Source organism: Glutamicibacter sp. MCAF14, assembly GCF_052114325.1.
Lineage (GTDB): Bacteria > Actinomycetota > Actinomycetes > Actinomycetales > Micrococcaceae > Glutamicibacter > Glutamicibacter arilaitensis.
In genome coordinates this window covers 289,913-315,142 of the sequence record NZ_JBFREO010000004.1, presented here as the reverse complement: position 1 = coordinate 315,142, position 25,230 = coordinate 289,913, and the positions used below count along the sequence as shown (strand labels likewise).

The window sequence follows — 25,230 nt, the reverse complement described above, 5'->3', positions numbered from 1 at the left end:
GTCCTCTGGAAGGTGTTGATCAAGGTAATTAGTTATCCGGGGTATCGAAATTGCGGCCAGTCTTCGACTGGCCATGCTTGCTGGGATCCCACCGCGCAGCTGGTGCTTCTTCTTGGCGCAGTTCTGCGGTCAGTGCGGTGATCGCGTCCATGATGCGATCGGTGGCTTCTTGCAGCACTGCCCGAGTACGAGGGCCATCACGCAAGTCATCAAGATCCACTGGCTGGCCAACTGACACCGTGACGTGCTTTCGCGGGAACGGATACATTTTCTTGGAATAGCGCGGCAACAGTTCCTGGTCGCCCCAGTGAGCCATCGGTACCACTGGTGCGCCAGTCTGCAGAGCCAAACGTGCGGCACCGGTTCGTCCTACCATTGGCCACAGAGCAGGGTCGCGGGTCAGCGTCCCTTCCGGGTAAATGACTATGACCCCGCCAGCGTCCAAGACTTTTCGGGCCGCGGCCAGCGATTCGCCGGCATTGGATGCGCTGCGTGACACCGGAACCTGTCCGGTCTCGCGCAGCATCCATCCGAGCACTGGGATCTTGAACAAGGATTCCTTGGCCAGCCAGCGTGGCAGCCGGCCATTGCTGTAAATAGCATGGCCGACAACCAACGGATCAATCTCGGTCAGGTGATTGGGGCAGAGAATGTACCCGCCCGGAGGGAGGGTTTCAAAGCCCTTCCACGTTTTGCCCATCAAACCGTTCATGGCAGAACGGACAATGCCCGCCAATAGCGAGAAAACCCGTTTAGTCTTAGCAGATTCGCCAGGGGCCAGAATCTTTACCACGAATCGGATCCCCTTTAGTTGCTCAGCTCGACATTTGCGCCCAGGGCCTGCAGCTTTTCCATGAAGTGCTCGTAGCCTCGGTTGATGATTTCAATGCCGGTGACCTTGCTGGTGCCTTCGGCAGCCAGGGCAGCGATCAAATGGGAGAATCCGCCACGAAGATCAGGAACATCGATGTCGGCACCGGTCAGCTTCGCTGGGCCAACGACAACAGCAGAATGCTTGAAGTTGCGCTGTCCGAAGCGGCAAGGGGTGGACCCGAGGCAGTCGGTGTGAACCTGGACGGTGGAACCCATGCGAACCAGCGCATCGGTGAATCCGAAGCGGTTCTCATACACGGTCTCGTGAATGACCGATACGCCCTTGGCCTGGGTCAGGGCCACTACCAGCGGCTGCTGCCAGTCAGTCATGAAGCCCGGGTGGACGTCGGTTTCCAGGATCAGTGGATTAAGGTCTCCACCTGGGTGATAGAAGCGAATGCCATCGGACTTGACGTCGAATTCACCACCGATCTGGCGGTAGACGTGCAGGAAAGCAGTCAAATCACGCTGGGTCGCGTCCTGGACGAAAATGTCGCCCTTGGTGACCAACGCGGCAGAGGCCCATGATGCGGCTTCGTTGCGATCAGGCAAAGCGGAGTGGTCGAAGCCCGTTAGCTTCTCGACACCCTGGATGCGGATCACGCGGTCGCGGTGCACGGAGATGATGGCGCCCATCTTCTGCAGCAGCGAGATCAGGTCAAGGATTTCTGGCTCAATGGCCGCGTTGCTGACTTCGGTGACACCCTTGGCTCGAACGGCCGAGAGCAGGACCTGTTCGGTGGTGCCAACACTTGGGTATTGCAGTTCAACCTTGGCGCCGGTCAGCCCATTAGGGGCCGAGATGCGGATGCCATCGGCTGCCTTGTCAACGATCGCTCCAAAGTCGCGCAGGACTTCCAGATGGAAGTCAATCGGGCGGTCGCCAATGCGGCAGCCACCCAGATCCGGGATGAACGCTTCGCCCAAGGCGTGGATCAATGGTCCGCAGAAAAGAATAGGGATACGCGAGTCACCGGCATGGGCATCGATCGCCTGGTTCGAGGCGGTCTTGACCTGGGTAGGGTCCATGGTCAGATCGCCGGTTTCAGGGTCCTGGTCAACCTTGACACCGTGGATTTCAAGGAGGCTGCGCACGACAGCTACATCTTTGATCTCCGGTACGTTGCGCAATACCGAAGGGGTATCGCCAAGCAGAGCCGCGACCATGGCTTTTGGCACTAGGTTCTTTGCTCCGCCGACTCGTACGGTGCCCTTGAGCGGGACACCACCATGGATCGTCAGGATCTTACCCATGTATGAATTACCTCATCGCGTAGTCGTTATCGCCCGCCGAAGCTTCTAGGCTTTCGAACTGGCAGGACTAAGTAAGCATACCGCCTCTGTACCTGCCAGTATGCCCAGATCATCTCGTGGCGCACACATTGTGAGCATGCTTTCAGACAGACCTATTATGCTCTGCCGAAAATCATTCCATCAGGAATGCAATAATCCGCTCACCCCTAACAACGTCAGGGATGAGCGGACCATTCCATTTATTTTGAACTCGGTGCTTAGCCTGCGGTTCGTGCCGGCAGAGTCTGCGGCTTATGCGCTGGACGCTTGGCTTCGTATGCGGTGATATCTTCCTCATGCTGCAAGGTCAGGCCGATATCGTCCAGGCCTTCCATCAGGCGCCAGCGGGTGTAGTCGTCAATCTGGAACGGTGCCGAGATGGAACCGCACTGGACCGTACGCGATTCCAGGTCAACGGTGACCGTGGTGCCTGGATTGTTCTCCAGTTCCTTCCAGATCAATTCAATGTCGCTCTGGGCCACTTCGGCAGCAACCAGTCCCTGCTTGCCCGAGTTGCCACGGAAAATATCGGCAAAACGAGCGGAGATCACAGCCTTGAATCCGTAATCCTTCAACGCCCAGACAGCGTGCTCGCGCGAGGAACCGGTGCCGAAGTCGGGACCTGCCACCAGCACAGAGCCGGTATTGAAAGGTACCTGGTTCAGGATGAAGTTCTCATCCCGTCGCCAACCCGCGAACAACGCATCCTCGAAGCCGGTGCGGGTGATGCGCTTGAGGTAAACGGCAGGAATAATCTGGTCCGTGTCCACATTGCTCTGGCGCAGTGGAACACCAATACCTGTGTGGCTGACAATCTTTTCCATGACGGTGATCCTTCCTAGACCGAAGCCGGTACGTTGACGAGGTCGCTAGGCGACGAGAGGGTTCCACGGATTGCGGTAGCCGCGGCCACCAGTGGCGACACCAGGTGGGTACGTCCGCCCTTGCCCTGTCGTCCTTCGAAGTTGCGGTTGGAGGTGGACGCGCAGCGCTCCCCCTCGGCCAACTGATCCGGGTTCATGCCCAGGCACATGGAGCAACCTGCAAAACGCCATTCAGCACCGAAATCCTTGAAAATCTGATCCAGGCCTTCTGCTTCGGCTTCCAGCCGAACACGCGCCGAGCCGGGTACCACGATCATGCGGACATCAGGATCCTTTTCCTTGCCCTTGATGACCTGAGCAGCTGCACGCAGGTCCTCCATGCGGGAGTTGGTGCAGGACCCCAGGAAGACGGTGTCCACGCGGATGTCCTTCAGCGGAGTGCCGCCGGTCAGACCCATGTAGTTCAAAGCACGCTCGCAGGCCTTGCGGTCATTCTCGTCTTCGAAGTCTTCCGGAGAAGGCACATTCTCAGACAGCGAGACACCCTGGCCGGGGTTGGTTCCCCAGGTGACAAATGGTTCAAGTTCGTCTGCATTCAAGAAGACTTCAGCGTCGAAGCGCGCGCCTTCATCGGTGTGCAGCTGCTTCCAGTCCTCGACGGCGGCGTCCCAGTCTTCGCCTGCCGGTGCATGCGGGCGTCCCTTGACGTATTCGAAGGTGGTCTCGTCCGGAGCGATCATGCCGGCGCGGGCGCCAGCCTCGATGGACATGTTGCAGATGGTCATGCGGGCATCCATGGACAGCGAGCGAATCGCGGAACCACGGTACTCCAGCACGTATCCCTGGCCGCCACCGGTACCGATCTTGGCGATGACCGCCAAGATGATGTCCTTGGAGGTAACACCAGGCTTCAAGGTGCCTTCGACGTTAATCGCCATAGTCTTGAACGGCTTCAAGCTCAGCGACTGGGTGGCCATGACATGCTCGACTTCCGAGGTGCCGATACCCAAAGCCAGGGCTCCGAAGGCGCCATGGGTCGAGGTATGCGAATCACCGCAGACCACAGTCATGCCTGGCTGGGTCAGACCCAGCTGCGGACCTACCACGTGAACGATGCCCTGTTCCTTGTCGCCCAAGGAGTGCAGGCGAACACCGAATTCCTTGCAGTTATCCCGCAGGGTGTGGATCTGGGTGCGGCTGGTCAGGTCGGCAATGGGCTTGTCAATATCCAGCGTGGGAGTGTTGTGGTCTTCGGTCGCAATCGTCAGGTCCGGACGACGCAGCGGACGGCCAGCCAGGCGCAGGCCCTCGAAGGCCTGCGGCGAGGTCACCTCGTGCAGCAGGTGGAGATCAATGTAGATTAAATCCGGCTGGCGGGCTTCACCTTCGCCTTCTCCTCGGCGCACAACATGTGCATTCCAGACTTTTTCTGCCAATGTCTGGGGCGACTGCATGGCGGACATGCGACACACTCCTCAAGCTACGAACATTTGATACTCCAACTTTGACACTTCATAGATCGACTTTTCCAGTATGCGGACTTGAATCTCAAATACTGAGACGTGATACTGGAACTATGACAACAGGCAGCGGCGTAGGCGTACTGGACAAGGCAGCAGCCATTCTCAACGCATTGGAGAATGGCCCCACTTCCCTGTCCCAGCTGGTAGAACTCACCGAAATCTCGCGTCCTACGGTGCACCGCATTGCCCAATCGCTGGTTCACCATGGATTGGTGGGACGCGACATGCACGGCCGCTTTGAGTTGGGGAACCGTCTGGTGGAACTCGCCAGCGCCGCTGGCGAAGACCGATTGGTCAGCGCCGCGGGCCCCGTGCTCATCAAGCTTCGCGACCTCACCGGTGAAAGCACGCAGATTTTCCGCAAGCAGGGCGATTACCGTGTGTGCATCGCCAGTGCTGAGCGTCCAATCGGCCTGCGTGACACCATTCCTGTTGGAACCCAGCTGTCCATGAAAGCCGGCTCGGCAGCCCAGATTCTGCTCGCCTGGGAAGACAATGAACGCATGGTCGATGGATTGCATCACGCGCGCTTCACGCCGACAATTCTGGCTGGCGTCCGTCGGCGTGGCTGGGCCCAGTCGCTGGGAGAACGCGAGCCAGGTGTTGCTTCCGTATCAGCACCAGTTCGCGGGCAGTCCGGACGAGTCATTGCGGCCCTGTCCTTATCCGGCCCGATTGAACGACTCACGCGCCAGCCAGGGAAGATTCACCACGAAGCCGTGACTAGTGCCGCCCACGAGCTTTCCGAACTGCTGCGCATCCAGAATGACCGCGCGTAGCCAGCTCATGAAGCACGTTCGGAGCAGCTAGCCGAAGTGGTCAAAGCCTGTCTCGGGCTTTGCTACCTTGCCATCAAGTTTCACTACTGCGCGGCGGCCATTAGCCGGCTTGGCAGCACCAATTACGGTGAATTCCTCTGGGATTTCAATTCCCTCTGGGAAGGCAGCAAGGAGTCCAAAATCTTCGCCGCCGTACAATACCCACGACATTGGATCGGTGCCGGTCAGTTCTGACGCTGCTTCCAAGCGAACAGCATAATCCTGCAGCACGGAAAACTCTAACTCGAGATTCACATGGCTGGCTTTCGCCAAGCGACCAGCGTCACGGATCAGCCCATCAGATATGTCCATCATGGCTGTAGCACCCGCTTCCGCGGCACGCGGGCCCGATTCCAACGGTGGCACGGGACGGCACTGCGCCTGGACCAGCCGGCGCACCGCCCGGCTCCAGACTTGTTCGTTGCGATCATGCTCAAGGACCGAAAGCCCTGCCCCAGCAGCACCGACACGTCCTGCCACGGCAATGCGGTCGCCAACTTGGACTCCGCTCCTCAGGACCTTGCCATGCGCGCATTCGCCCAGAACTGTAGTGGTAACGGAAATTTCTTGGGACTTCCCGAGGTCTCCCCCGAGAATAGTAAGCTCCTGTGCGCCAAGTCCCTGTATCGCCTCGGCAACGCCGCGGCTGAAGTCCCTGACCCATTCCAAGGAAGTGTCCTTCGGCAGGGACAAAGAAATCACGGCGCCAGTAGCGTGACCGCCCATCGCATTAATGTCCGAAACATTTTGTGCAATGGATTTCCACCCGATGTCATAGGCTCTGTGCTCTAACCCGCTGGGCCAGATCAACCGAAAATCTTGATTCTCAACCAAGGTATCCACGGAGACGAGAACTTCCGTTCCGCGCACGCGCAGCGCACCTGCGTCATCGCCGGGCCCGAGACTTGCTTGTTCAGAATCAAGCAGCGGCAACATCGCGTCCAGGATGCCTTGTTCCCCAAGGTCACCTACCGTTGCATCGACGTTTGGTTGGTTTGTAGTCACAGAGTTCTAATCGGCTTTCTTGGCTGCTGAGGTGATCAATGCTGAATAACTATTGAAGGTGTCCAAATGCTGGTCAACAGGATCAATCACGGCCTGCCTGACCAAGTGGGATACCGAGCGTTCAATGTTCTTCAACGCTTTCCTACGCTTAACTTTAGCGACTATTCGGTTGACAAACGAGCAAGCCAAGCCAAGGACAATACCCAGCAGTATTCCTATGAAAACCAGCAGCGTCGGGACGGCGATTCCTTCGACTCGGGGAGCCTGTGGCAGGTCGAATTGGAAGTATCCAGCCACCGGATAGCCCGCGAGCCACAAGGCTCCGCCCAGGGCCGCAACAAGTGCCACCCATTGGATGACTCTGACTACCGGCCACCACCACGAGGACCGTTCAACACCCAGCGGTGTGCCGGCTATAGCCGCATCGATGCCGTCATCTAGTACCTCCGTATTCGCGTGCACCTTTTCACGCAGTGGCTCTTTCCAGCTTTCCGGAAGATCGTTGGAAGCCTCGGAAACATACTGGTTGATGCCATGTTCGATTGCCGCAGTCTCCGCGACAGAAAGCTCTGGCCGCGAAGTCAAGGACAATTCCGGGTCTTCATGCCGGCGCCCAAGATTCATCCGCTTCAGCGGATCGTTGCGCAGCTTCACCAGCCACGTGGTTAAAGGCCATCCTGTTCGCGAAGCACCCCGAAGCAGGTAGGAAGTCTCCACTGCATCAGCAATGTACTGGGCACCGTGCGCTTTTGCGATCACACGCTCCAGTTCCGCTTGGTGGAGCTGGCTAGGCAGGCGCACCTTTTCCACCTGGAGTTCCTCACTGAGGCGGTGGATGACTTGATCAACATCTGCGCGGAGCCGACGTGTGGAAAGTGCCTTGTTTTTCGCCGCGGCCGCAATCTTGGCATGCACATCTGCGACCCCTTCACCCGTGGCAGCAGAGGCGCAAACGACGGGAAGGTTCTCCAAGCCGGACGTTGCCAAGATGCCGCGCAAGGAATCGACGACTTGCTTGCGTTCTAGTTCTGCAATCTTGTCAATCTGGTTCAGGACGATCAGCAGGTTCCCCTGCTGGCTGCGCAGGGAATTGAGATAACCATGATGGATTGACGCGTCGGCGTATTTCTGCGGATCAAGCACCCATACCAGATAATCCACTTGGCCCACCAAACGAGCAGCAATCTTGTGGTGATCCACTGCCGTGGAATCCATGTCGGGTAGATCCAACAGCAAGAGACCGGAGTCGAACTTCTTTTTCTTGCCAGGTTGCGCCCGGCTGTCCTGATCGCCCATGACGTGGCGAGTAGTCACTTCCAGCCAGTCCAGTAGTTCGCTTGATCCTTCTGGTTCCCAGATTGCAGCGACAGTATCGGTAGTAGTCGGGCGAATGACACCCGTGGCGGCCAGCTGCTCTCCTACCAAAGCGTTGAACATTGTTGATTTTCCGCTGCCGGTGGCACCGAAAAGTCCTACAACCACATGTTCGGATGAAAGCTGGCGCCGAGATTCAGCACGCGTGATAACGTTCGCGGCTAGATCGATGGTTTCTGGCTCCAAGTATGGTTCTGCAAGCTGCATCGCTTCCACGATGCTGTTGATTTGCGAGTCGAGACCGCTGACTGCTCTGAGAATCTTGCGCTCGGACATTAGTGAGCCCCTTTGCTGCTCAAGGCTGAGGTAATCTTGCCCAATCGATCGGCAAGCTCCGGCTGCGATTTTGCAGCTAGCTCGTCCAGATAGATCGACGAGGTCCTATCCAGTAGATCCCGTGCCCGAGTGTCAAGCATCTTGCGGGCTTTGGTGGCCATGCGACGTACTGCATCCTCGCCAAAAATTGCTTCCAGCAGCTTCTGCCCTACCAATGCGGAGCCGCCGGCAATACCGATTTCCAGACCGGTGAGGCCCGCTGTTGACGCAAAGACCACGACCATCAGGATGACTGCCACACCGTTGACTCCAAATGCCGCCATGCGGGCGGTCTTGCGCTTCCCGGCGCCCTCCTGGCGAATCATGTCCAAGACATCTTTTTGCCAAAGCCGGATGCTTTCCGAAGCTTGCTCATTAAGATCCTGTGGCGGGCGCGGCGATTGCAGATTAGAGCGTAGCGCTTGGCCAAATGGCGTGTTCTTCCACGACCTGTCAACATCATGGCAGGCCTTGGTTGCTTCGGCAATGAAGACCATGTGCAAGCCTGATTCGATGGCTTGTTCAACACGATGGGTCGCTGGCGGTTTTCCCGTCAGGAATGCGCCAACACGATCCCTCATCCGTCCAATGGCGCCTTCGATTCCGCGCAGCAGCTCGCCCGCTCCTACGAAGTCCTGCCACCGGGCCAGGATTTCGCCACGCAGCAATGAGCCGTCATTGAGCGAATCGTTAATTCTGGCCAGCGATTGCTCAAAGCGCTCATTGGTAAGGGCGTCCAATTCACCGAGCTGTTTTTCCTGCTCTTGCAGTTCAGCGATTAACTCACTGACATCTGCGGTGGTGCGCCGCAACGCGCCATCAAGTGTTTGGGCCGCAATCTGCTGCCGTTTAGCGGAATCTGCTGCCAGTGAGTTCAGCCACGCGAGCAAGGGTTCCACGTGCTCACTTGGAATCAATTTCTGGTCATCCAGGTGCGTCTCGTTCAGGACATGCAGCAACGACGGATCCAGGTCCTTCTCGCTTAACAGGCGTTTCAAATCCGGAACAATATCGTCTTCGGCTCCCGGTGGCACTCTGTTCAAGACGACGCAGACGGTAATTTTCCGTGCGCCGGCTTCGGTGAGCATATCCCAAGGAAGAGCGTCGGCGTATCTATTGGCTGTGGTGACAAAAATCCACAGATCTGCTGCGTTCAGAAGCTGGCCTGCCAATTCCCTGTTCTCGTCGGAAACCGAGTCGATATCCGGGGCATCGAGGATGGCCAAACCTCGTGGTACCTGCTCACGGGGCGTCATCAACAGCGCGTGGTTACTGGCTGCTCCGGCGTCGGCATTGAAGCCACGGCCGGCTACGCGTTTAAGTTCGGGAAGAATCCGTTCAGATTCAAAGAAGGATTGGTCAACAGGGTTGAAAGCCAAGACCGGAGTTCGCGTGGTCGGACGCACAGCGCCGGAAAGACTGACCTGTTCCCCCAGAAGGGAATTGACAAGAGTCGATTTGCCCGAGCCCGTGGAGCCACCGACGACCACCAGAAGCGGTGCGCCGAGATTCGAAACTCGTGGAATCAGGTAGTCCGAGATTTGATGCAATGCCTTGTTGCGCAGTTCTTCGAACGCAGAGGCTTCTCGTGGCTGGCCATTTACAAAGGAAAGCTCTTCGAGCAGCTTCTGGAGCTCGCTCAAACGCGCCGCGGAATCACTGCCAATTTCGGTTTGCGAGGCAGTTTCCTGCCCTGAGCTCTTAGCCAGATCTGAATTCGACTCCATGAGAACTATCTTGCCTCATGCCAACAGGGAAACCCGCGAGCCTGATGCAGATTTTGTCCGGGAAACGCAAAAACCGCGGAATTCTCCGCGGTTTTACTGTGGTGACCCCAACGGGATTCGAACCCGTGTTGCCGCCGTGAGAGGGCGGAGTACTAGGCCGCTATACGATGGGGCCGTATGCTGAAGATTAATCTTCAGCTCACCAAATCTCTTTGGTGAAGCGCTGGGATACCAGGACTCGAACCTAGAATGACGGAACCAGAAACCGTTGTGTTGCCAATTACACCATATCCCACTGTGACTTGGCCTTTCCAGAATTCAGCTGAGCATCATTCCGGCCACTGCCGTAGCACGAGATAAAACTATACCGGCCTAATGTTCAGTACACAAATCGAGCCTCGCGACCGGTGCCCCACGCAGAATCCGCGGAAAATCAGCAAAGAACAGCTGCCAGTCATCCCAAATCCGCCACTAGCCAAGCAGGGAAATTCTTGTGAAGTGAAGCACTGTCCGTGAGAAAATACTGGAGTCCCGCGTCAACGGCACATTGATAGCCGCCAACAGGGTCATCCCCTATGCAAAGCGCCTGTGCCGGCAGACCCTCTAGTTCAGCGCGCCGGCCAAGGAACGGGGCACAAATGGGGTTTAGGCTTCTCCGCTTGACGCGGTTAATCTTGCCAAACTCCACGCACGCAGCAACCGCACTTCTCGCTGCCCCATGACCATAAGCCCGCCTGCCATGTACCTTTCCCGGGCATAAGCACCATCATCCGCAAAACCTGCCTCAATCCCGGCCAGTCGCTCAGGATACAGATGCGCCAGCTCCGGCTCGGATATGGACGATAAACGCGGATTGCGGCCGTTCGCACATCTACGAGTGCGTCAACAATCTCAACGAAAACGCCTCGGACAGGACCAGCTCACAGGACTGGAACAATCCGAGGCGTTCAAAGTGCTTTTCACCGGGCTTTCGGAGAATAGCTAGCGGGACTCACCAAATGCGCGCAGACGCTTGAGGCTCGACTCGCGTCCAAGAATCTCCATGGACTCGAAGAGCGGTGGAGATACGCGCTTTCCGGAGATAGCAACGCGGGCTGGTCCGAATGCCTGACGAGGCTTCAGTTCCAGTTCGTCCACAAGCTTCGTGCGCAGTGCTGCCTGAATGGTTTCGGCATTCCATTCGGTAAGGGTTTCGAGGCCCTGGACAGTAGCATCGACAACCTCAACCAGGTTGGCCGGCATTCCCTTGAGTGCTTTCTCGTCAATGACAATTTTGTCATCAGACTTGAAGAGGAATTCAAGCATGTCGGTCGCTTCACCCAACAGGGCAATACGTTCCTGAACCAGTGGCGCAGCCTGGTCCAGGATGTCGTTTTCACGTTCAGTCAGCTCCTCACCCACCAGACCAGCGGCCTTCAGGTAAGGAACCAAACGATTACGGAAATCCTGTGCTTCGAGCATGCGCACGTGGGTTCCGTTAATTGCTTCTGCCTTCTTCACATCGAAGCGGGCAGGATTGGACAGTACGTCCGTTACATCAAAGGCTTCTACCAGCTGTTCACGGGAGAAGATATCTTCATCAGCACTCAGCGACCAGCCAAGAAGCGCGAGATAGTTCAGCAGGCCTTCCGGGATGAATCCATTGTCGCGGTGCAAGAATACGCTGGATTCTGGATCACGCTTGGATAGCTTCTTGTTGCCCTGTCCCATAACGTATGGCAGGTGGCCAAAACGAGGCATGTACTGGGCAACGCCGATATCGTGCAGCAACGAATACAAGACGACCTGGCGTGGAGTCGAGGACAACAGATCTTCGCCACGAAGTACGTGGGTAATGCCCATCAGCGCATCATCGATCGGGTTGACCAGGGTGTATAGCGGCTTGCCGTTGGCGCGCACCACCACATAGTCGGGAACGGATCCAGCCTTGAAGGTGATCTCGCCACGTACCAGGTCATTGAAGGTAATGTCGTGATCCGGCATGCGAACACGCAATACCGGTTCACGACCCTCGGCCTTGAACGCGGTTTTCTGCTCATCGGTCAGTTCGCGGTCGAAGTTGTCGTAGCCCAGCTTCGGGTCACGGCCGGCTGCCTTGTGGCGTGCTTCAACTTCTTCTGGGGTCGAGTAGGACTCGTACAGATGGCCTGCAGTACGAAGCTTGGCAATGACGTCCTCGTAGATGTCACCACGCTGCGACTGGCGGTATGGCTCATGCGGACCGCCCGCGTTGACGCCCTCGTCCCAATCGATACCCAACCAAGCCAGAGCATCCAAAAGCTGGTTGTAGCTTTCTTCGGAGTCACGCTTGGCATCAGTGTCTTCGATGCGGAAGACCATTTTGCCGCCGGTGTGACGCGCGTAAGCCCAGTTGAAGAGGGCAGTACGGATCAAACCTACGTGAGGGGTACCAGTTGGGGATGGGCAAAAACGAACGCGTACCGGGGTATCTTCGGTAACAACGGGAATCAACGAAAGATCAGTCATGATGTTTTCATTCTATGCCTTCTGCAAAGAAACTTGCAGTTAAAGCGCGAGGCTCCCGATCACATTAGCGATCGAAAGCCTCACAACATCAGTAATGGTTCCTAGCGACGGAAGACGGTTCGCAATGAACCGATACCTTCGACTTCCACTTCTACAACGTCGCCTGCATTGACTAGGCCGACACCCGCAGGGGTGCCAGTCATGATGACATCGCCTGGCAGCAAGGTGAAAGCTTCGGAAGCACGAGCAACCAATTCGTTGACCGGCCAGATCATGTCGTTGGTAGTTCCATCTTGGCGAACCTCGCCATTGACGCGACTGATAATTCCCAGATCATCCGGGTCGGCAATTTCGGTCTCAATCCACGGGCCCAGCGGGCAAGAACCGTCAAAGCCCTTGGCACGAGCCCACTGCGGATCGGTGCGCTGAGCATCGCGGGCGGTCAGGTCATTTGCTACGGTGTAGCCGAAGATCACGTCCTGCGCTTTGTCTGCTGGCACGTCCTTGCAAATACGGCCGATCACCACGGCAAGTTCACCTTCGAAGGAAACTTCATTGGAAAACGCCGGCAGGGTAACGGGGTCTCCATGGCCGACTACGGAAGTATTCGGCTTCAAGAACATCAGCGGCTCAGCAGGAACTTCATTTCCAAGCTCCTTGGCGTGCTCGCGGTACGTGCGGCCAAAGCCCACGACCTTTGAGCGAGGGATGATCGGGGCTACCAACCGAACATCATCCATGGAGTGCGTAGCGCCAGTGGTCTTGATCCCCTGGAAAAATGGATCTCCAGCCAAAACATGAATATCGTTACCGTCGACAACGCCGTACAGCGGGTCGCTATCTACTACAAATCGTGCAATGCGCATGAATACAAGCCTAAACCATGACGTCCCGGCTTTTCCTTCACTGCAGGAACTGCGACTGCGAAATACGGCAAATGAAGGGAAAGGAAATCCTCGGACGGCAATCCACCTCGGCTCATCGCCGCGAACCTGGCTAGGTCAATTCCGGCGCCAGGGCAAGCTGCACCAGTGTGGTTTGATTTAGAATCCCGTACACGTGGCCGTCGGCACCAACGGTCAATCTGGTGCCGTGCCGGTCATGGCTTCGTGTGGACACGACGGAATGAGTAGTTCCTGCAACATAATCCATCACTGTTATTCCACCCCCTGCAGCATGAACCATCTTCTTCCCATCCGGCGTTGCCCTTACGTCTGCAGCTAGCCATCCAGGACGATAGGAAGTGTTTTTAACGTTGTTGACGATATGCCGTTTCTTCAACCGTCCGCTGTCCAAGTCCAGCAAGGCCACACCTTGCAGATCAGCTACGGCCAGCCAACCGCCGGTAATCGCAGGTGAATACAACGCGCCCGCGGATTCCACAGGATTTGTTTCCCAGAGGATCTTGCGGGACGCTATGTGCATCTTGAAGACCTTGGCAGGACTTTTCGTATCTTCAACGCCATATCCGTTGCGTACCGAAGTTGTGCCATAGAGATACGATTCATCGGCGGCTAGCCCGATGATGGAATGGCCTGAAACGAATCCTTTGCCGTCCCCGTCAAGAACCCAGGAGACCGTATCAGTATCAGGATCAATCTTCCCCAGAACACCGCCTGAAACTCCATATTCCGGAACAGTTCCGAAAAACACGCTGGATGAATTTGCTGCCCAGCCAAAGGGCCTCGATTGCGAGTACTCAGTGAGCAGCCGTGCAATCCGGTCATAGTTTCTGTCGGCGTTGTTTTGAGGTGTCTCCATGAGGACCAGGTCAGCACTACCGTAGGAACCGATATAGGTTTTGTTCTGGTCGTATTCGACCATTCCTTCGATCTGATTGATCACCTGCTCGTCATCGCCGGAGTTCCAACGAACGCCAGTTTCCGGATTCAACGCGGCGACACCGTTCGCCTTGTAACCTCCGATATAGATGTTTCCGTCACTGTGTCCGAGCAGCGATTGGATCTTGATGGCGCTCGGGGTCAATCTGATTTCGCGGGCAGCGCGTACGCGATTCAAACCCAAATCGAATGTTTCGCAGAGTATCCCATCGGTTGTCGTACTGATGATGAGGATGCGCCCATTCTGCGGAATGATGCACAAGATGCCACGCGCCTCGACTTTTCCGAGCTGCTTGTCATCCATTCCCTGGAATGCAGTTGAATGCAGATGACCGGAAGTGATGCTGAAGAATCTCCCCGAACTGGCCCTGGAAATCTCGCGCGATGCCCATACCCGGGTCACTGGCTCCTGCCATTTCATCGTCTGGGTATCGAGTATGAGTTGTTCCGAAACGGAGCTAACGGTCACAGCGAGGTAATGCCCGATAGGGTCAATTGACCCAATGAATCCATGGGCCACATCCACTGGAAGCTTTATTTCACGTACTGCCTCCGTCTTCCCGGCCTCAAAGGTGAATAGCCTAGGATTCCGAGTCCCCGTTCCCATCCATACCCTGCCCCGGCCATCCAATGCCAGGCGGCGGATATAGTCCGTGTCTTCGGCTACACGATCAAATACCCGAAGTTTTTTGCTTTCGACGTTGTAGTTGAAGCTTGCGCCGAGTGGATAGGTGCCGCCCCACAGGTTGCCGCTCGAATCAAGCCGAAGCTCATATGCAACCGAGGCACCTTCTACGTCCACCAGGGTATTGAACTGCTCAGGAATTGCTGGATTCCATGCGAGAACACTCCCGTCCACACTGAGATATAGTCTTTGCCGGGATTCATCCCAAACCATCGAATCAATTCCGTGCCCGCTGTCATCGGGCAGGTTCAACGTGTGAATAGCGTTGCCAGCTGAGGGATCGATTATTTGCAGTTCATTGATATGCCCGACAATAGACACCGCCAACCGCAGCTTCGAGGAATTGCGGTAGTTGGTTAGCGGTACCGTCTCAAGAATCTTCAGCGTCGAATATGCTCTGCCGAAGACCTTTTCATGGCCACTAATTTCTTTCCCGCTCTTCAGAGTCGCTAAATACCGCATATCGGGAGTCGGTTTCGGCGTGGGGCTCGGAGACGGGGTCACTGAAGGAGCGCTAATCTCAGAGGCCCGACGGTCCGGGAAGAGGAAAGAAAGCCCTGCGGCGGTTCCACCAACAACAGCCAGGCCGAGCAAGCTTCGTCTTGCAATGCTTCTAGTTTCCCTGCGCTCTTCTCCAGACAAACATTACTCCGTTCGATCGGCCCCAGAACTTCTTGCAGTGGAGCAGCGTCTGCTACGTACTGACGCTAGCAACTGCGTTTGCACATGACCAATTCGGGTTAAAAACCACTGGTCCCGAGACTATAAGTCTCGAGACCAGCAACTTTGAGCTAGCTTTACGCCAAACGTTCCAGCCAACCGTGACGGTCTTCCACGGTACCCCGCTGAATTCCCAGCAGTTCTTCGCGAATGGACATGGTCACCTCACCGGCTGCAGCATTCTCCTCACCAATGAGCTCTTCGCCGTTCTTCAGCAGGCCGATTGGGGTGATCACCGCTGCGGTACCGCAAGCAAAGACCTCGGCAATATCGCCTGAGGCAATGCCATCACGCCACTCATCCAGGGTGATCTTGCGTTCTTCGACCTCCATGCCGCGATCCTTCGCGAGCTGGATGACCGACGAACGGGTCACTCCTTCAAGGATGGTTCCGGTCAATGCTGGGGTCACCAGCTTGTTGTTCTTCGTTACGAAGAAGACGTTCATGCCCCCGAGCTCTTCAACGGCATTGTCATTGAAGGAGTCAAGGAACAGAACCTGCTTGCAGCCATTTTCTTCAGCTTCCAACTGGGCTACGAGCGAGGCCGCGTAGTTGCCACCGCACTTAGCCGAACCTGTACCGCCTCGGCCTGCTCGTGCGTAGTTCTTCGATACCCAAATGGCCACTGGCTTGAGTTCGCCACCGAAGTAATTGCCTGCTGGAGAAGCGATGACGCGGTAGGAAACCTCACGCGCTGCACGCACACCAAGGAATGCCTCGGTAGCAATCATGAATGGACGCAGGTACAAGGCTTCACCGTCACCGGTAGGAACCCAATCGATATCCGTTGCTACCAGCTTGCGCAGCGAGTCGACGAAAACGTCCTCATCCAGCTGCGGGAGTGCTAGGCGCTGAGCCGACTTGTTCATGCGGGCAGCGTTGGCCTGCGGGCGGAAAGTCCATACCGAATCATCGGCATGGCGGTAGGCCTTAAGGCCTTCGAAGATTTCCTGGCCATAATGCAGGACTGAAGCGGCCGGGTCCATGGCGATAGGGCCGTATGGCTCAATTCGAGCATCGTGCCATTCACCGTTACGGCCGCTATCGTCTGCTGACCAGTCGATGACTGCGGTGTGGTCAGTGAAGAAGTCTCCGAACCCAGGATTAGCCAAGACGCCGGCTCGGTCCTGTTCGCTCTTGCGATTCGTTGAGAGATTTTCGGTGAATTCCATCTACCCTGGACTTCCTAGTTCAATAAACAAAGAACGGATGCTCCACGCCTCAGCGGAACATCCGTTCGTGGAATTTGCTACTGGCTATTAGCTAACCAGAAACGTCACTTTCAGCTTATGCCAGTAACGCCACAATTGCATCGCCAATTTCACTTGTGGTGCGATTATCGGTCAATTCTTGACGTGAAGTGATCTCTTTTTCAACAGCTTGCTCAACTGTGCGAGCTTCTTCAGCCAACCCGAGGTGATCAAGCATCAGTGCCACGGACAGAATCGCCGCGGTTGGGTCTGCCTTCTGCTGGCCGGCAATATCCGGAGCAGAACCATGAACCGGCTCAAACATCGATGGGTAGGTACGGTCCATATTGATGTTGCCACTGGCGGCCAAGCCAATTCCACCGGTAATGGCGCCGGCCTGGTCGGTGAGGATGTCGCCAAAGAGGTTGTCAGTGACAATCACGTCGAAACGTGATGGATCCGTGGTCAGGAAGATGGTAGCCGCATCCACGTGCAGGTAGTCGTGGGTAACCTCTGGGAATTCCTGCGCCACCATTTCGACAGTGCGCTTCCACAAATGCCCCGCGTGCACCAGCACGTTGTGCTTGTGCACCAGGGTGACACGCTTGCGTTCACGCTCTGATGCACGGCGGAATGCGTCGCGGACAACACGTTCCACACCATAGGCGGTATTTACCGATACTTCGGTAGCGATTTCATGCGCGGTGCCCGTGCGCACCGAACCGCCGTTGCCTACATACGGGCCTTCGGTACCTTCGCGAACCACCACGAAGTCAATTTCACCGGGGTTAGCCAGGGGGCTCTCAATTCCAGGATAGAGCTTAGCCGGACGCAGATTCACGAAATGATCCAGCGAGAAGCGGAGCTTCAGAAGCATTTCGCGCTCGATAATTCCGGACGGAATGCGCGTATCTCCAGGGGCAGCGCCAACAGCGCCGAAGAGAATGGCATCGTGCTTCTTAAGAGCTTCCAGCGTCGCATCCGGAAGTGTTTCGCCAGTCGCCAGCCAATGCTCTGCACCAAGCTTGTAGTCGGTCAGCTTGATCTCGTTCTTGTCACCATTAGTGACGAACTTCAGAACCTTAACCGCTTCGGCAACAACTTCTGGGCCAATACCGTCACCCGGAATGACCGCAATATCAATTACATTTCCCATGGCACAGATTCTATCGACTAGCGTCCGCCATTTGAGAGTTCATCTCAAATAATGAGATCTGATGAGTTTCCGCCGACATACTTCCTCCCTGGGCATGAGGCATCGCCGTCTTCATTGCCGATAACCTTGGATAAACAGATCCTTTGCTTCGCTATACGGATCAACAGCTACTAAAACGTTGAATTGCAGGAACTCTTGATCTTTGCCAATCCCCACCGTCGAATTGACGGTTGGATCCGCGAGAATCCCGGACGGGTAGATTTCATCACCGGCCTGCTGTACACGCTGTTCTGCATACCGGCCGCTCTCAGCCTCGCTTCTTCGATGTCAGTTGCCGCCGTTCTCGCCGTGCTGAGCCTTTCTCTTCTCCAGTCAGCTCCGCTGATGGTGCGGCGTCGCTGCCCATGGGCAGCGACCCTCGTTGTCGCCACCGGGCATGTATTGCAACTGGGCTTTGACGGGCTAATGATGTTCTCGCAAGTATCCGTTCCAATCATGGTTTATACCATGGCTGTCTACGGGAAACGCTGGCAGTCATTCAGCACGCTGGGGCTGGGTCTGATTGGCGCGTTGTTGGCGACGTTCAGCATGTTCGGCGCCTCAAGGTACTCGCCTGATCCATCCCCCGTCTTCACCTTCGACATGATGATTTCTTTCGTGGGTCTTGCATTGGTTGTCACCCTTTCTTGGACCTTCGGTGACTTAGCGCGAACGAGGCGTCTGGCCATGAAGTCCCTGAGGGATCATGCCGAACGCCTCGAGAAAGAACGCCTCACCGAGCGCGCCCTGGCAGCTTCCGACGAGAGAAACCACATCGCCCGCGAGATGCATGACATCGTGGCCCATTCGCTCTCTGTCATCATCACCCAGGCCAACGGGGCACGATACGCGGCGGCGAAAGACCCGGAGATTGCCATCGAGACCCTGAAAACAGTTTCAGATACGGGCCGCGCATCGCTGAAAGAAATGCGCAGGCTCCTGGGAGTTCTACGCAAAGACGAGGAATTGGAGAATCGCCCTCTTCCGTCATTGGCAAACGTACCTGAACTCGTAGAAAGCGTTGCCGTGTCCGGACTGAATGTCCATCTCGAAACTTCTGGTACCCCGCGGAAAGAACTACCGGCAGGCGCGGAGCTCACAATCTATCGATGCGTTCAAGAATCGCTCACGAATGTCATTAAACACGCTGGTCCTGACACGCAGACCCAAGTCCATATTGAGTGGACTTCCCGAGGCTTGAATTTGAGCGTCAGCGACGATGGGCGAGGCGCCGGTTCCATCGTCCTGGAAGGCGTAGGACAAGGTCTGCAGGGAATGAAAGAACGCGTAGCCTTATATGAAGGTACCTGCACTGCACTCCCCCGGACCGGGGGCGGTTTCGTCGTTAATGTTTCCATCCCTTACACCGAGGACTAATATTCAAATGCCTAAAACAGATGCCATCAAGGTCGGCTTGGTTGATGATCAGCTCTTGGTTCGCAGTGGCTTCAGAATGCTCATTAATTCCCAAGAGGATATGGAAGTCATTGTTGAAGCTGGCAATGGCCGTGAAGCACTAGCTGCACCACTGATGGCTCAGGCGGATGTCATCTTGATGGACGTGCGAATGCCGGAAATGGACGGCATCGAAGCTACTGAGCGCCTACTGGATCCAGATAAGAAGGCTGCGGATGGTCCCAAAATCATCGTGCTGACGACTTTCGACATGGATGAATATGCGCTAAGTGCCATTCAAGCCGGCGCCAGCGGCTTTCTTTTGAAGGATGCGCCCCCAGAAGAACTCTTGGAATCGGTGCGCACGGTCAATCGCGGTGATGCCGTCATAGCGCCTTCGACCACTCGACGGTTGCTGGACCACATGGCGCCAATGCTCAAGAAGAGCTCGTCACAGCACAAGGATCACGTGATTGCCGCTGTTGAATCGCTGACGCCTCGCGAACGGGAAGTGTTTGGCCTGATTGCAGAAGGTTTTTCCAACCCGGAAATCGCAGAAAAACTCTTCCTGTCAGAAGCTACAGTCAAAACCCATGTGGGTCATATTCTGGCCAAACTGGAAGCTCGTGACCGGGTCCAGGCTGTAGTCATCGCCTACCAGACCGGAGTCGTCACACCCTGACTGGATGAAAAATTGAGGTGTTCTGCTCGGATTCAGAATCAAGCAGAACACCTCAATTTCCTCTCAGGAAAATTTTTACTTCTCTTCCTCGTAGCGTGGGAACACAGGAGAAGGAGCTGGGAGCTCAGTGCCTGGGACCAAAGCGCTATCAAAGGACTCGAAGGTTCGCGCCGAACCTTCGCCAACTGCCAACGCATTGAGCATAGAAGTCATGGCCTGCGGCAATACTGGCTGAAGCAGCAACGCCACCTTGCGGACAATCTCAATGGTCACGTACAAGACAGTAGCCATACGCTCAGTATCGGTCTTCTTCAGCTTCCATGGCTCCTGCTCAGCGAAGTAGGCATTGGTATCGCCCAGAACGTGCCAAACGGATTCAAGTGCCTTGCTGAATTCCTGACGCGAGAAAGCATCGCGGTTGATCTCCAGCAGCTTGCCGGCTGCTTCCAGAATCTGCTGATCAGCTTCCAGCAATTCGCCCGGGGTTGGGACTACTCCCCCACAGTTCTTTGCGACCATCGAAAGTGAACGCTGTGCAAGGTTGCCGAAGTTATTGGCCAGGTCACCGTTAATACGGGCAACGATGGTCTCGTGGTTATAGCTGCCATCGGCACCGAACGGAACTTCCCGCAGGAAGAAGTAGCGCACCTGGTCCAGGCCATAACGGTTCACAAAATCATCTGGGGAAACAGTGTTGCCCAGGGATTTGGACATCTTCACACCGTTATTGTGCAGGAATCCATGGATCATGACGCGCTTAGGCAATGGCAGTTTTGCAGACATCAAGAATGCTGGCCAGTAGATCGCGTGGAATCGCGAGATGTCTTTGCCGATCACGTGGACATCTGCCGGCCAGTATTTCTGGAAAGAAGCAGACTCAATGTCCGGGAATCCAACGCCCGTCAGGTAATTGGTCAGCGCGTCTACCCACACGTACATGACATGCTTCTCGTTGCCCGGTACCGGGATGCCCCAGTCAAAAGTTGTTCGAGAGATCGAAAGGTCCATCAGACCGCCTTCGACAAACCGTACTACTTCATTGAAGCGGGAACGTGGCGCGCCGAATTCAGGGTTGTTCCGGTAGTACTCCAGCAACTTGTCCTGGTACTTGGATAAGCGGAAGAAGTAGGACTCTTCTTCAGTCCAAGTAACTTCGGTGTCGGTTTCAACGGCATAACGAATACCGTCCTCGCGCACTTCCGTCTGGTCTTCGGTGTAGAAGGCCTCATCGCGTACCGAGTACCATCCTGCGTACTTATCCAAGTAAATGTCATCATTGGCTTCCATGCGGCGCCAAAGTTCCTGCGCAGCCGCATGATGGTCTGCATCAGTGGTACGGATGAAGCGGTCGTAGCTTGTACCCAGCTCATCATTCATGGCCTGGAATGCATCCGAGTTACGCTGAGCCAGCTGAGCCGGCGTGACCCCAAGATTCTCTGCGGTCTGCATCATCTTCTGGCCATGCTCATCGGTGCCGGTCAAGAAGAAGACGTCAAAACCATCTAGGCGCTTGAATCGAGCCATAACGTCGGTAGCCACTACCTCGTAGGCATGTCCAATGTGCGGGGTACCATTCGGGTAAGAAATAGCCGTGGTGATGTAAAAAGGTTTCTGCTGAGAAGTCACGATATAAATTTACCTTAGCTAGCGTCAGAAAGCGGATTTCCAGATTGTACTGACTCGTCACATGATCTTGCCCAAATACTCCCAGAAGGCGCCACGAAGTGTGCGACGGATGATCTGCTGATCAGTTTTCCATTCCCCAAGCACTTGAGCGCAATCCTTGAGCAAAGTCCTGTCAATTTCGGGTGGCAGCTGCGGCTTGTCAGCAATGAGTTCTACTACGTCAGACTGTGTCGTGAAGGCAAGCCAGGATTCAGCAACCTTTGCGCCGATCTCTTCTGCAACCTTCAACTCTTGTTGCTCATAAGCCGCGGAACCCTGATAGCCAGAAGCTTCACCACCACTGGAATAGATCACCACAGGTTCGGCTTCCGGTTCAACGGCTGGCCTGATAACTGGCTTCTGAGCCATGACGGCAGGTGTAGGAACCGATGGCTTCGCTGCTGGCTTTGCTTCTGTCTCCAAAGACGCACTAGCAATTAGAGACGTCTTTTCAGAATGATTCTTGTCCCATTCAAGAACCTTGGTGAATGCGCTATCCAATAGTTGATTCGGAACGATTTCAATGTAGTCAGCGGTCAAAGCCAGGTGTTCAGCCACCGAGGCTACTCCAAGACGGCTATCGGATTTCGCTACGCCTAGTAACACTACTTTCATGCCCAAGTCTTGCGCTTCTTCGACGGCCTCGGCGAGGTCGTCATCGCCGGAGACCAAGTAAGCAATTGATGCCGAGCCATTACGGGCAACTCCTACAAGGTCCAGCGCCAGCCTCAGGTCCACACCTTTTTGCTCGCCGTTATAAGAGATACGACCTAAGCGCACTTTAACGCCGGGTATCAAGCCAATCCGCTTATGCTGCTCAGTAAATAGCCCGTCTTTCGAGGCGTCATACCAATAAACGCGGAGGTTATTAAGACCCGTGTTCTTCTTTACGGTTTGCACGATCCCGCGTACCAGCGCCTCGTAATGGGTTGTAAAGGCTGATCTTAAGGTTGTTCCGGCGGCACGATGACCGCCTAGTGAGAGCAGAAATCCGGCATCAATAAATATTGCAGTTTGATTCATCATGATTCGATCGTACTGATAAAACTAGGCAAACCATATTGAAAGGGCCTGCATCGCATGACTCTTTCCGGTGTAAACCAGAAAAGACCAGTTCAACTGGTGTTGAACTGGTCTTTTGAACGGAACTAGATGCTGGTTGCCCGCATCATGTCCTCTGGATCTGACAGACTTGAATCGAATTCCTCGATACGCGAACCTACGCCAAGCAATTCTGCAATTGCAGCGACGGTACGTACGGAAGCCCTGCCATCACCGTAAGGGTTTACAGCGTTAGCCATCTCGTTGTAAGCCGCTTCATCATGCAACAGCTCAGTGACCGATTCGAAGATGCGCTTCTCATCGGTGCCGATCAGGCGTACGGTACCCGCGGTAACAGCTTCAGGACGCTCGGTGTTCGGGCGCATGACCAGGACAGGCTTGCCGAGGCTTGGAGCCTCTTCCTGGACGCCACCGGAATCGGTCAAGACGACGGTCGAAGCATCAATGATGCGAGTGAATTCGCCGTAAGCCAGCGGCTCGGTCAAAGTCACGTTAGGCAGCCCATCGATTTCCGGAAGCAACGCTTCGCGAACCGCAGGGTTGCGATGCAACGGCAAGATGAATTCAACATCTGGTTCAGCCTTGGCGAGCTTTGCCAATGCACGGCCGATGCCGCGCATTGGTTCGCCTTGGTTCTCACGACGGTGCGTCGTCACCAGAACGATGCGCTTGTCAGAAGAAACCAGTTCTTCCAACTTGGGATCCGAGAAAGGAACCTTCTTTTCGACGACAGTCAGCAGTGCGTCAATGACAGAGTTACCGGTGATAACGATGTCACTTCCCTTGAACGTTTCACGCTCAAGGTTACGCTTGCTCAACGACGTTGGAGCCAAATGCAGGCTGGCGATCTGGCTGGTCAGCTTGCGGTTAGCTTCCTCCGGGAATGGAGAGAAGATGTCATAGCTCCGAAGTCCAGCCTCAGCGTGAACCACTGGGATACCACGGTAGAAAGCCGCGATTGCGCCAGCCGTCGAAGTGGTGGTGTCGCCCTGGACCACTACAGCGTCAGGCTTTTCCTTTTCGAAAATCTCGTCAAGACCAGCAATGGTCTTAGTAAGCAGACCATTCAGGGTCTGGCGCGGCTGAATGACGTCCAAGTCATAGTCCGGCGTGATGCCAAAGAGCTCGTTGACCTGATCCAGCATTTCTCGGTGCTGTCCAGTTACGACAACAACGCATTCAAACTCGTCAGCTTCTTTCAAAGCCTTGACGATCGGCGCAACCTTGATGGCCTCAGGACGAGTGCCATAGATCGGCATGATCTTCTTCATAGATATATACCTTGTCAGCTTGGAGAACTAGCGCCAGAGACCGCGAGTGTCGATAACTTCCTTGCCGGCCAGCGCGGTTGCTGGTACGGACTTGAATTGGTCGTGGTCGACCAGCAAAGTAATCACACTTGCCGATTCTAGAGCTTCATCGGTTGCAACGAGCTTCAGGTTGGCGATGCCCGCAAGATTCTTAGGCAATTCTTCTACGTGTGGCTCCACTGCAAGGAACTCAACGGCTGGGTTGGCTTCAGCCAACTTGCGAGCGATCGCAATGGATGGCGATTCACGCATGTCGTCAATGTTCGCCTTGAAAGCCAAACCCATGACAGCTACCTTGCCGTTGAAGGATGGGAGTTTGGTAGCTTCTACAACCTTGTCGATAACCCAGTTCGGCTTTGCATCGTTGGTGTTACGAGCCATGCGGATCAGCTTTGATTCTTCAGGAGCAGCCGAGACAATGAACCATGGATCAACTGCGATGCAGTGACCGCCAACACCTGGACCGGGCTGAAGAATGTTTACGCGTGGGTGGCGGTTGGCCAGGGAGATCAGTTCCCAAACGTCTATGCCCAGCTTGTCGGAGATGACCGACAATTCGCTAGCAAAGGCGATGTTCACGTCGCGGTACGAATTCTCGACCAGCTTTGCCATTTCAGCAGTCTTAGCATCGGTGGTGAGGATAGCAGCCTGGCAGAAGGTCTCGTAAAGAGCCTTGGCCTTCTCTGCAGCTTCTGGGGTGATACCGCCGACGATACGGTCATTGGTGACCAATTCTTCCATGACGTAGCCAGGAAGTACGCGCTCTGGGCAGTGTGCTACAAGCAGGCTGTCCTTGTTCAGGTCGGGACGCTTCTTCAGCAGGTAGTCGAAGAGGTGCTGGGTTGCACCTGGAGGCGAGGTCGACTCGAGGATAACCAGTTCGCCGCCCTTGAGCTTTGGAGCGATGCCCTCTGCTGCAGCCTCAATGTATGACAGGTCAGCGGTGTAGTCATCGTTGAACGGAGTTGGCACAGCAACAATGTACGCTTCAGCTTCTGGAGTATCGAAGCTTGCAGACAAGGTACCTGCAGCCACCGCGGCGGAAACGAATTCGCCCAACGCCGGCTCTACGAACGGCACCTCGCCCTTGTTGACTGCCTCTACAGTTCGAGGAGTTACATCGACGCCTTTTACGGTGATGCCCTTCGAGGCAAGAATTGCAGCAGTTGGCAATCCGATGTAACCCAAACCGATTACGGCGACTTCTTTAATGTTGTTCACTAAAGCGACTTTCCTTCTGGTACGA

Annotated in this window: 19 protein-coding genes and 2 tRNA genes; 3 read left to right on the top strand and 18 right to left on the bottom strand. The window is 55.5% G+C overall.

The genetic code is table 11. The features are described from left to right. Positions 1-28 precede the first annotated feature (28 nt). From AB4Y71_RS08875 to leuC, 4 genes are all read right to left on the bottom strand, one after another. The gene (locus AB4Y71_RS08875; RefSeq protein ID WP_105661158.1) at positions 29-712 is read right to left on the bottom strand and encodes a lysophospholipid acyltransferase family protein; all 684 of its coding nucleotides are present in this window, start codon (positions 710-712) and stop codon (positions 29-31) included. A 95-nt stretch (positions 713-807) separates the two neighbouring features. Further along, on the bottom strand, positions 808-2,127 hold the full coding sequence (gene murA, locus AB4Y71_RS08870; RefSeq protein ID WP_332503888.1) for a UDP-N-acetylglucosamine 1-carboxyvinyltransferase: 1,320 nt from the start codon (positions 2,125-2,127) through the stop codon (positions 808-810). A gap of 257 nt (positions 2,128-2,384) precedes the next feature. Continuing rightward, positions 2,385-2,990, bottom strand: a complete 606-nt coding sequence (gene leuD / locus AB4Y71_RS08865; RefSeq protein WP_441719729.1) for a 3-isopropylmalate dehydratase small subunit — start codon at positions 2,988-2,990, stop codon at positions 2,385-2,387. Positions 2,991-3,004: 14 nt separating this feature from the next. Continuing rightward, positions 3,005-4,444 carry a 3-isopropylmalate dehydratase large subunit gene (gene leuC / locus AB4Y71_RS08860; protein WP_441686098.1) on the bottom strand — a complete coding sequence of 480 codons (1,440 nt, stop codon included), beginning with the start codon at positions 4,442-4,444 and terminating at the stop codon, positions 3,005-3,007. Positions 4,445-4,566: 122 nt separating this feature from the next. Here leuC and AB4Y71_RS08855 point away from each other — a divergent pair, with 122 nt between their 5' ends. Next, positions 4,567-5,292: an IclR family transcriptional regulator gene (locus AB4Y71_RS08855; protein ID WP_105659150.1), complete on the top strand. Its 726-nt coding sequence runs from the start codon at positions 4,567-4,569 to the stop codon at positions 5,290-5,292. A gap of 27 nt (positions 5,293-5,319) precedes the next feature. On the opposite strand, the gene thiL is transcribed toward AB4Y71_RS08855, so the two are convergent. From thiL to AB4Y71_RS08805, 10 genes are all read right to left on the bottom strand, one after another. Then, positions 5,320-6,336 carry a thiamine-phosphate kinase gene (gene thiL, locus AB4Y71_RS08850; protein WP_441719727.1) on the bottom strand — a complete coding sequence of 339 codons (1,017 nt, stop codon included), beginning with the start codon at positions 6,334-6,336 and terminating at the stop codon, positions 5,320-5,322. A gap of 6 nt (positions 6,337-6,342) precedes the next feature. Beyond that, positions 6,343-7,986, bottom strand: a complete 1,644-nt coding sequence (locus AB4Y71_RS08845) for a GTPase (RefSeq protein ID WP_441719724.1) — start codon at positions 7,984-7,986, stop codon at positions 6,343-6,345. Continuing rightward, positions 7,986-9,752, bottom strand: a complete 1,767-nt coding sequence (locus tag AB4Y71_RS08840) for a dynamin family protein (RefSeq protein ID WP_441719720.1) — start codon at positions 9,750-9,752, stop codon at positions 7,986-7,988. Before AB4Y71_RS08840 ends, AB4Y71_RS08845 begins: the two co-directional genes overlap by 1 nt. 99 nt (positions 9,753-9,851) lie before the next feature. Next, a tRNA-Glu gene (locus AB4Y71_RS08835) sits at positions 9,852-9,927 on the bottom strand. Between the two features lie 48 nt (positions 9,928-9,975). Further along, positions 9,976-10,047 (bottom strand) — tRNA-Gln (locus tag AB4Y71_RS08830). 686 nt (positions 10,048-10,733) lie between these two features. Then, on the bottom strand, positions 10,734-12,239 hold the full coding sequence (gltX, locus tag AB4Y71_RS08825; RefSeq protein WP_441719710.1) for a glutamate--tRNA ligase: 1,506 nt from the start codon (positions 12,237-12,239) through the stop codon (positions 10,734-10,736). A 101-nt stretch (positions 12,240-12,340) separates the two neighbouring features. Continuing rightward, positions 12,341-13,105 carry a fumarylacetoacetate hydrolase family protein gene (locus AB4Y71_RS08820; RefSeq protein WP_441719708.1) on the bottom strand — a complete coding sequence of 255 codons (765 nt, stop codon included), beginning with the start codon at positions 13,103-13,105 and terminating at the stop codon, positions 12,341-12,343. Between the two features lie 130 nt (positions 13,106-13,235). Beyond that, positions 13,236-15,227 (bottom strand): hypothetical protein, encoded by a 1,992-nt coding sequence (locus AB4Y71_RS08815; protein ID WP_441719706.1) that lies wholly within the window; start codon positions 15,225-15,227, stop codon positions 13,236-13,238. Positions 15,228-15,562: 335 nt separating this feature from the next. Further along, the gene (locus AB4Y71_RS08810; protein WP_441719703.1) at positions 15,563-16,657 is read right to left on the bottom strand and encodes a branched-chain amino acid aminotransferase; all 1,095 of its coding nucleotides are present in this window, start codon (positions 16,655-16,657) and stop codon (positions 15,563-15,565) included. Positions 16,658-16,772: 115 nt separating this feature from the next. Next, entirely contained in the window at positions 16,773-17,831 is a 1,059-nt protein-coding gene (locus AB4Y71_RS08805) for a 3-isopropylmalate dehydrogenase (RefSeq protein ID WP_441719700.1), read from the bottom strand. A 183-nt stretch (positions 17,832-18,014) separates the two neighbouring features. Between AB4Y71_RS08805 and AB4Y71_RS08800 the strand changes: the two genes are divergently transcribed. Then, a complete protein-coding gene (locus tag AB4Y71_RS08800) occupies positions 18,015-19,247 on the top strand; it encodes a sensor histidine kinase (protein ID WP_441719697.1) in 1,233 nt (410 codons plus the stop codon). A gap of 7 nt (positions 19,248-19,254) precedes the next feature. Next, complete coding sequence (locus AB4Y71_RS08795) at positions 19,255-19,947, top strand: response regulator (RefSeq protein ID WP_441720582.1); 693 nt, start codon at positions 19,255-19,257, stop codon at positions 19,945-19,947. 75 nt (positions 19,948-20,022) lie between these two features. On the opposite strand, the gene metG is transcribed toward AB4Y71_RS08795, so the two are convergent. The 4 genes from metG to wecC form a co-directional block, all read right to left on the bottom strand. After that, positions 20,023-21,573 (bottom strand): methionine--tRNA ligase, encoded by a 1,551-nt coding sequence (metG, locus tag AB4Y71_RS08790; protein ID WP_441719695.1) that lies wholly within the window; start codon positions 21,571-21,573, stop codon positions 20,023-20,025. A 57-nt stretch (positions 21,574-21,630) separates the two neighbouring features. Beyond that, the gene (locus AB4Y71_RS08785) at positions 21,631-22,638 is read right to left on the bottom strand and encodes an NYN domain-containing protein (protein ID WP_105659140.1); all 1,008 of its coding nucleotides are present in this window, start codon (positions 22,636-22,638) and stop codon (positions 21,631-21,633) included. Between the two features lie 122 nt (positions 22,639-22,760). Then, on the bottom strand, positions 22,761-23,945 hold the full coding sequence (gene wecB, locus AB4Y71_RS08780; protein ID WP_441719692.1) for a non-hydrolyzing UDP-N-acetylglucosamine 2-epimerase: 1,185 nt from the start codon (positions 23,943-23,945) through the stop codon (positions 22,761-22,763). A gap of 27 nt (positions 23,946-23,972) precedes the next feature. After that, positions 23,973-25,205: a UDP-N-acetyl-D-mannosamine dehydrogenase gene (gene wecC / locus AB4Y71_RS08775; protein WP_441719689.1), complete on the bottom strand. Its 1,233-nt coding sequence runs from the start codon at positions 25,203-25,205 to the stop codon at positions 23,973-23,975. Positions 25,206-25,230 lie beyond the last annotated feature (25 nt).

Coding starts and splice junctions, on each gene's coding strand:
- gltX (WP_441719710.1), bottom strand. CDS start 12,239: ATGACTGATCTTTCGTTGATTCCCGTTGTTACCGAAGATACCCCGGTA.
- AB4Y71_RS08840 (WP_441719720.1), bottom strand. CDS start 9,752: ATGGAGTCGAATTCAGATCTGGCTAAGAGCTCAGGGCAGGAAACTGCC.
- wecB (WP_441719692.1), bottom strand. CDS start 23,945: ATGAAGAAGATCATGCCGATCTATGGCACTCGTCCTGAGGCCATCAAG.
- AB4Y71_RS08815 (WP_441719706.1), bottom strand. CDS start 15,227: ATGCGGTATTTAGCGACTCTGAAGAGCGGGAAAGAAATTAGTGGCCAT.
- AB4Y71_RS08875 (WP_105661158.1), bottom strand. CDS start 712: ATGAACGGTTTGATGGGCAAAACGTGGAAGGGCTTTGAAACCCTCCCT.
- AB4Y71_RS08810 (WP_441719703.1), bottom strand. CDS start 16,657: ATGGAATTCACCGAAAATCTCTCAACGAATCGCAAGAGCGAACAGGAC.
- AB4Y71_RS08845 (WP_441719724.1), bottom strand. CDS start 7,986: ATGTCCGAGCGCAAGATTCTCAGAGCAGTCAGCGGTCTCGACTCGCAA.
- leuD (WP_441719729.1), bottom strand. CDS start 2,990: ATGGAAAAGATTGTCAGCCACACAGGTATTGGTGTTCCACTGCGCCAG.
- AB4Y71_RS08820 (WP_441719708.1), bottom strand. CDS start 13,105: ATGCGCATTGCACGATTTGTAGTAGATAGCGACCCGCTGTACGGCGTT.
- AB4Y71_RS08805 (WP_441719700.1), bottom strand. CDS start 17,831: ATGGGAAATGTAATTGATATTGCGGTCATTCCGGGTGACGGTATTGGC.
- AB4Y71_RS08785 (WP_105659140.1), bottom strand. CDS start 22,638: ATGATGAATCAAACTGCAATATTTATTGATGCCGGATTTCTGCTCTCA.
- murA (WP_332503888.1), bottom strand. CDS start 2,127: ATGGGTAAGATCCTGACGATCCATGGTGGTGTCCCGCTCAAGGGCACC.
- AB4Y71_RS08855 (WP_105659150.1), top strand. CDS start 4,567: ATGACAACAGGCAGCGGCGTAGGCGTACTGGACAAGGCAGCAGCCATT.
- AB4Y71_RS08795 (WP_441720582.1), top strand. CDS start 19,255: ATGCCTAAAACAGATGCCATCAAGGTCGGCTTGGTTGATGATCAGCTC.
- leuC (WP_441686098.1), bottom strand. CDS start 4,444: ATGCAGTCGCCCCAGACATTGGCAGAAAAAGTCTGGAATGCACATGTT.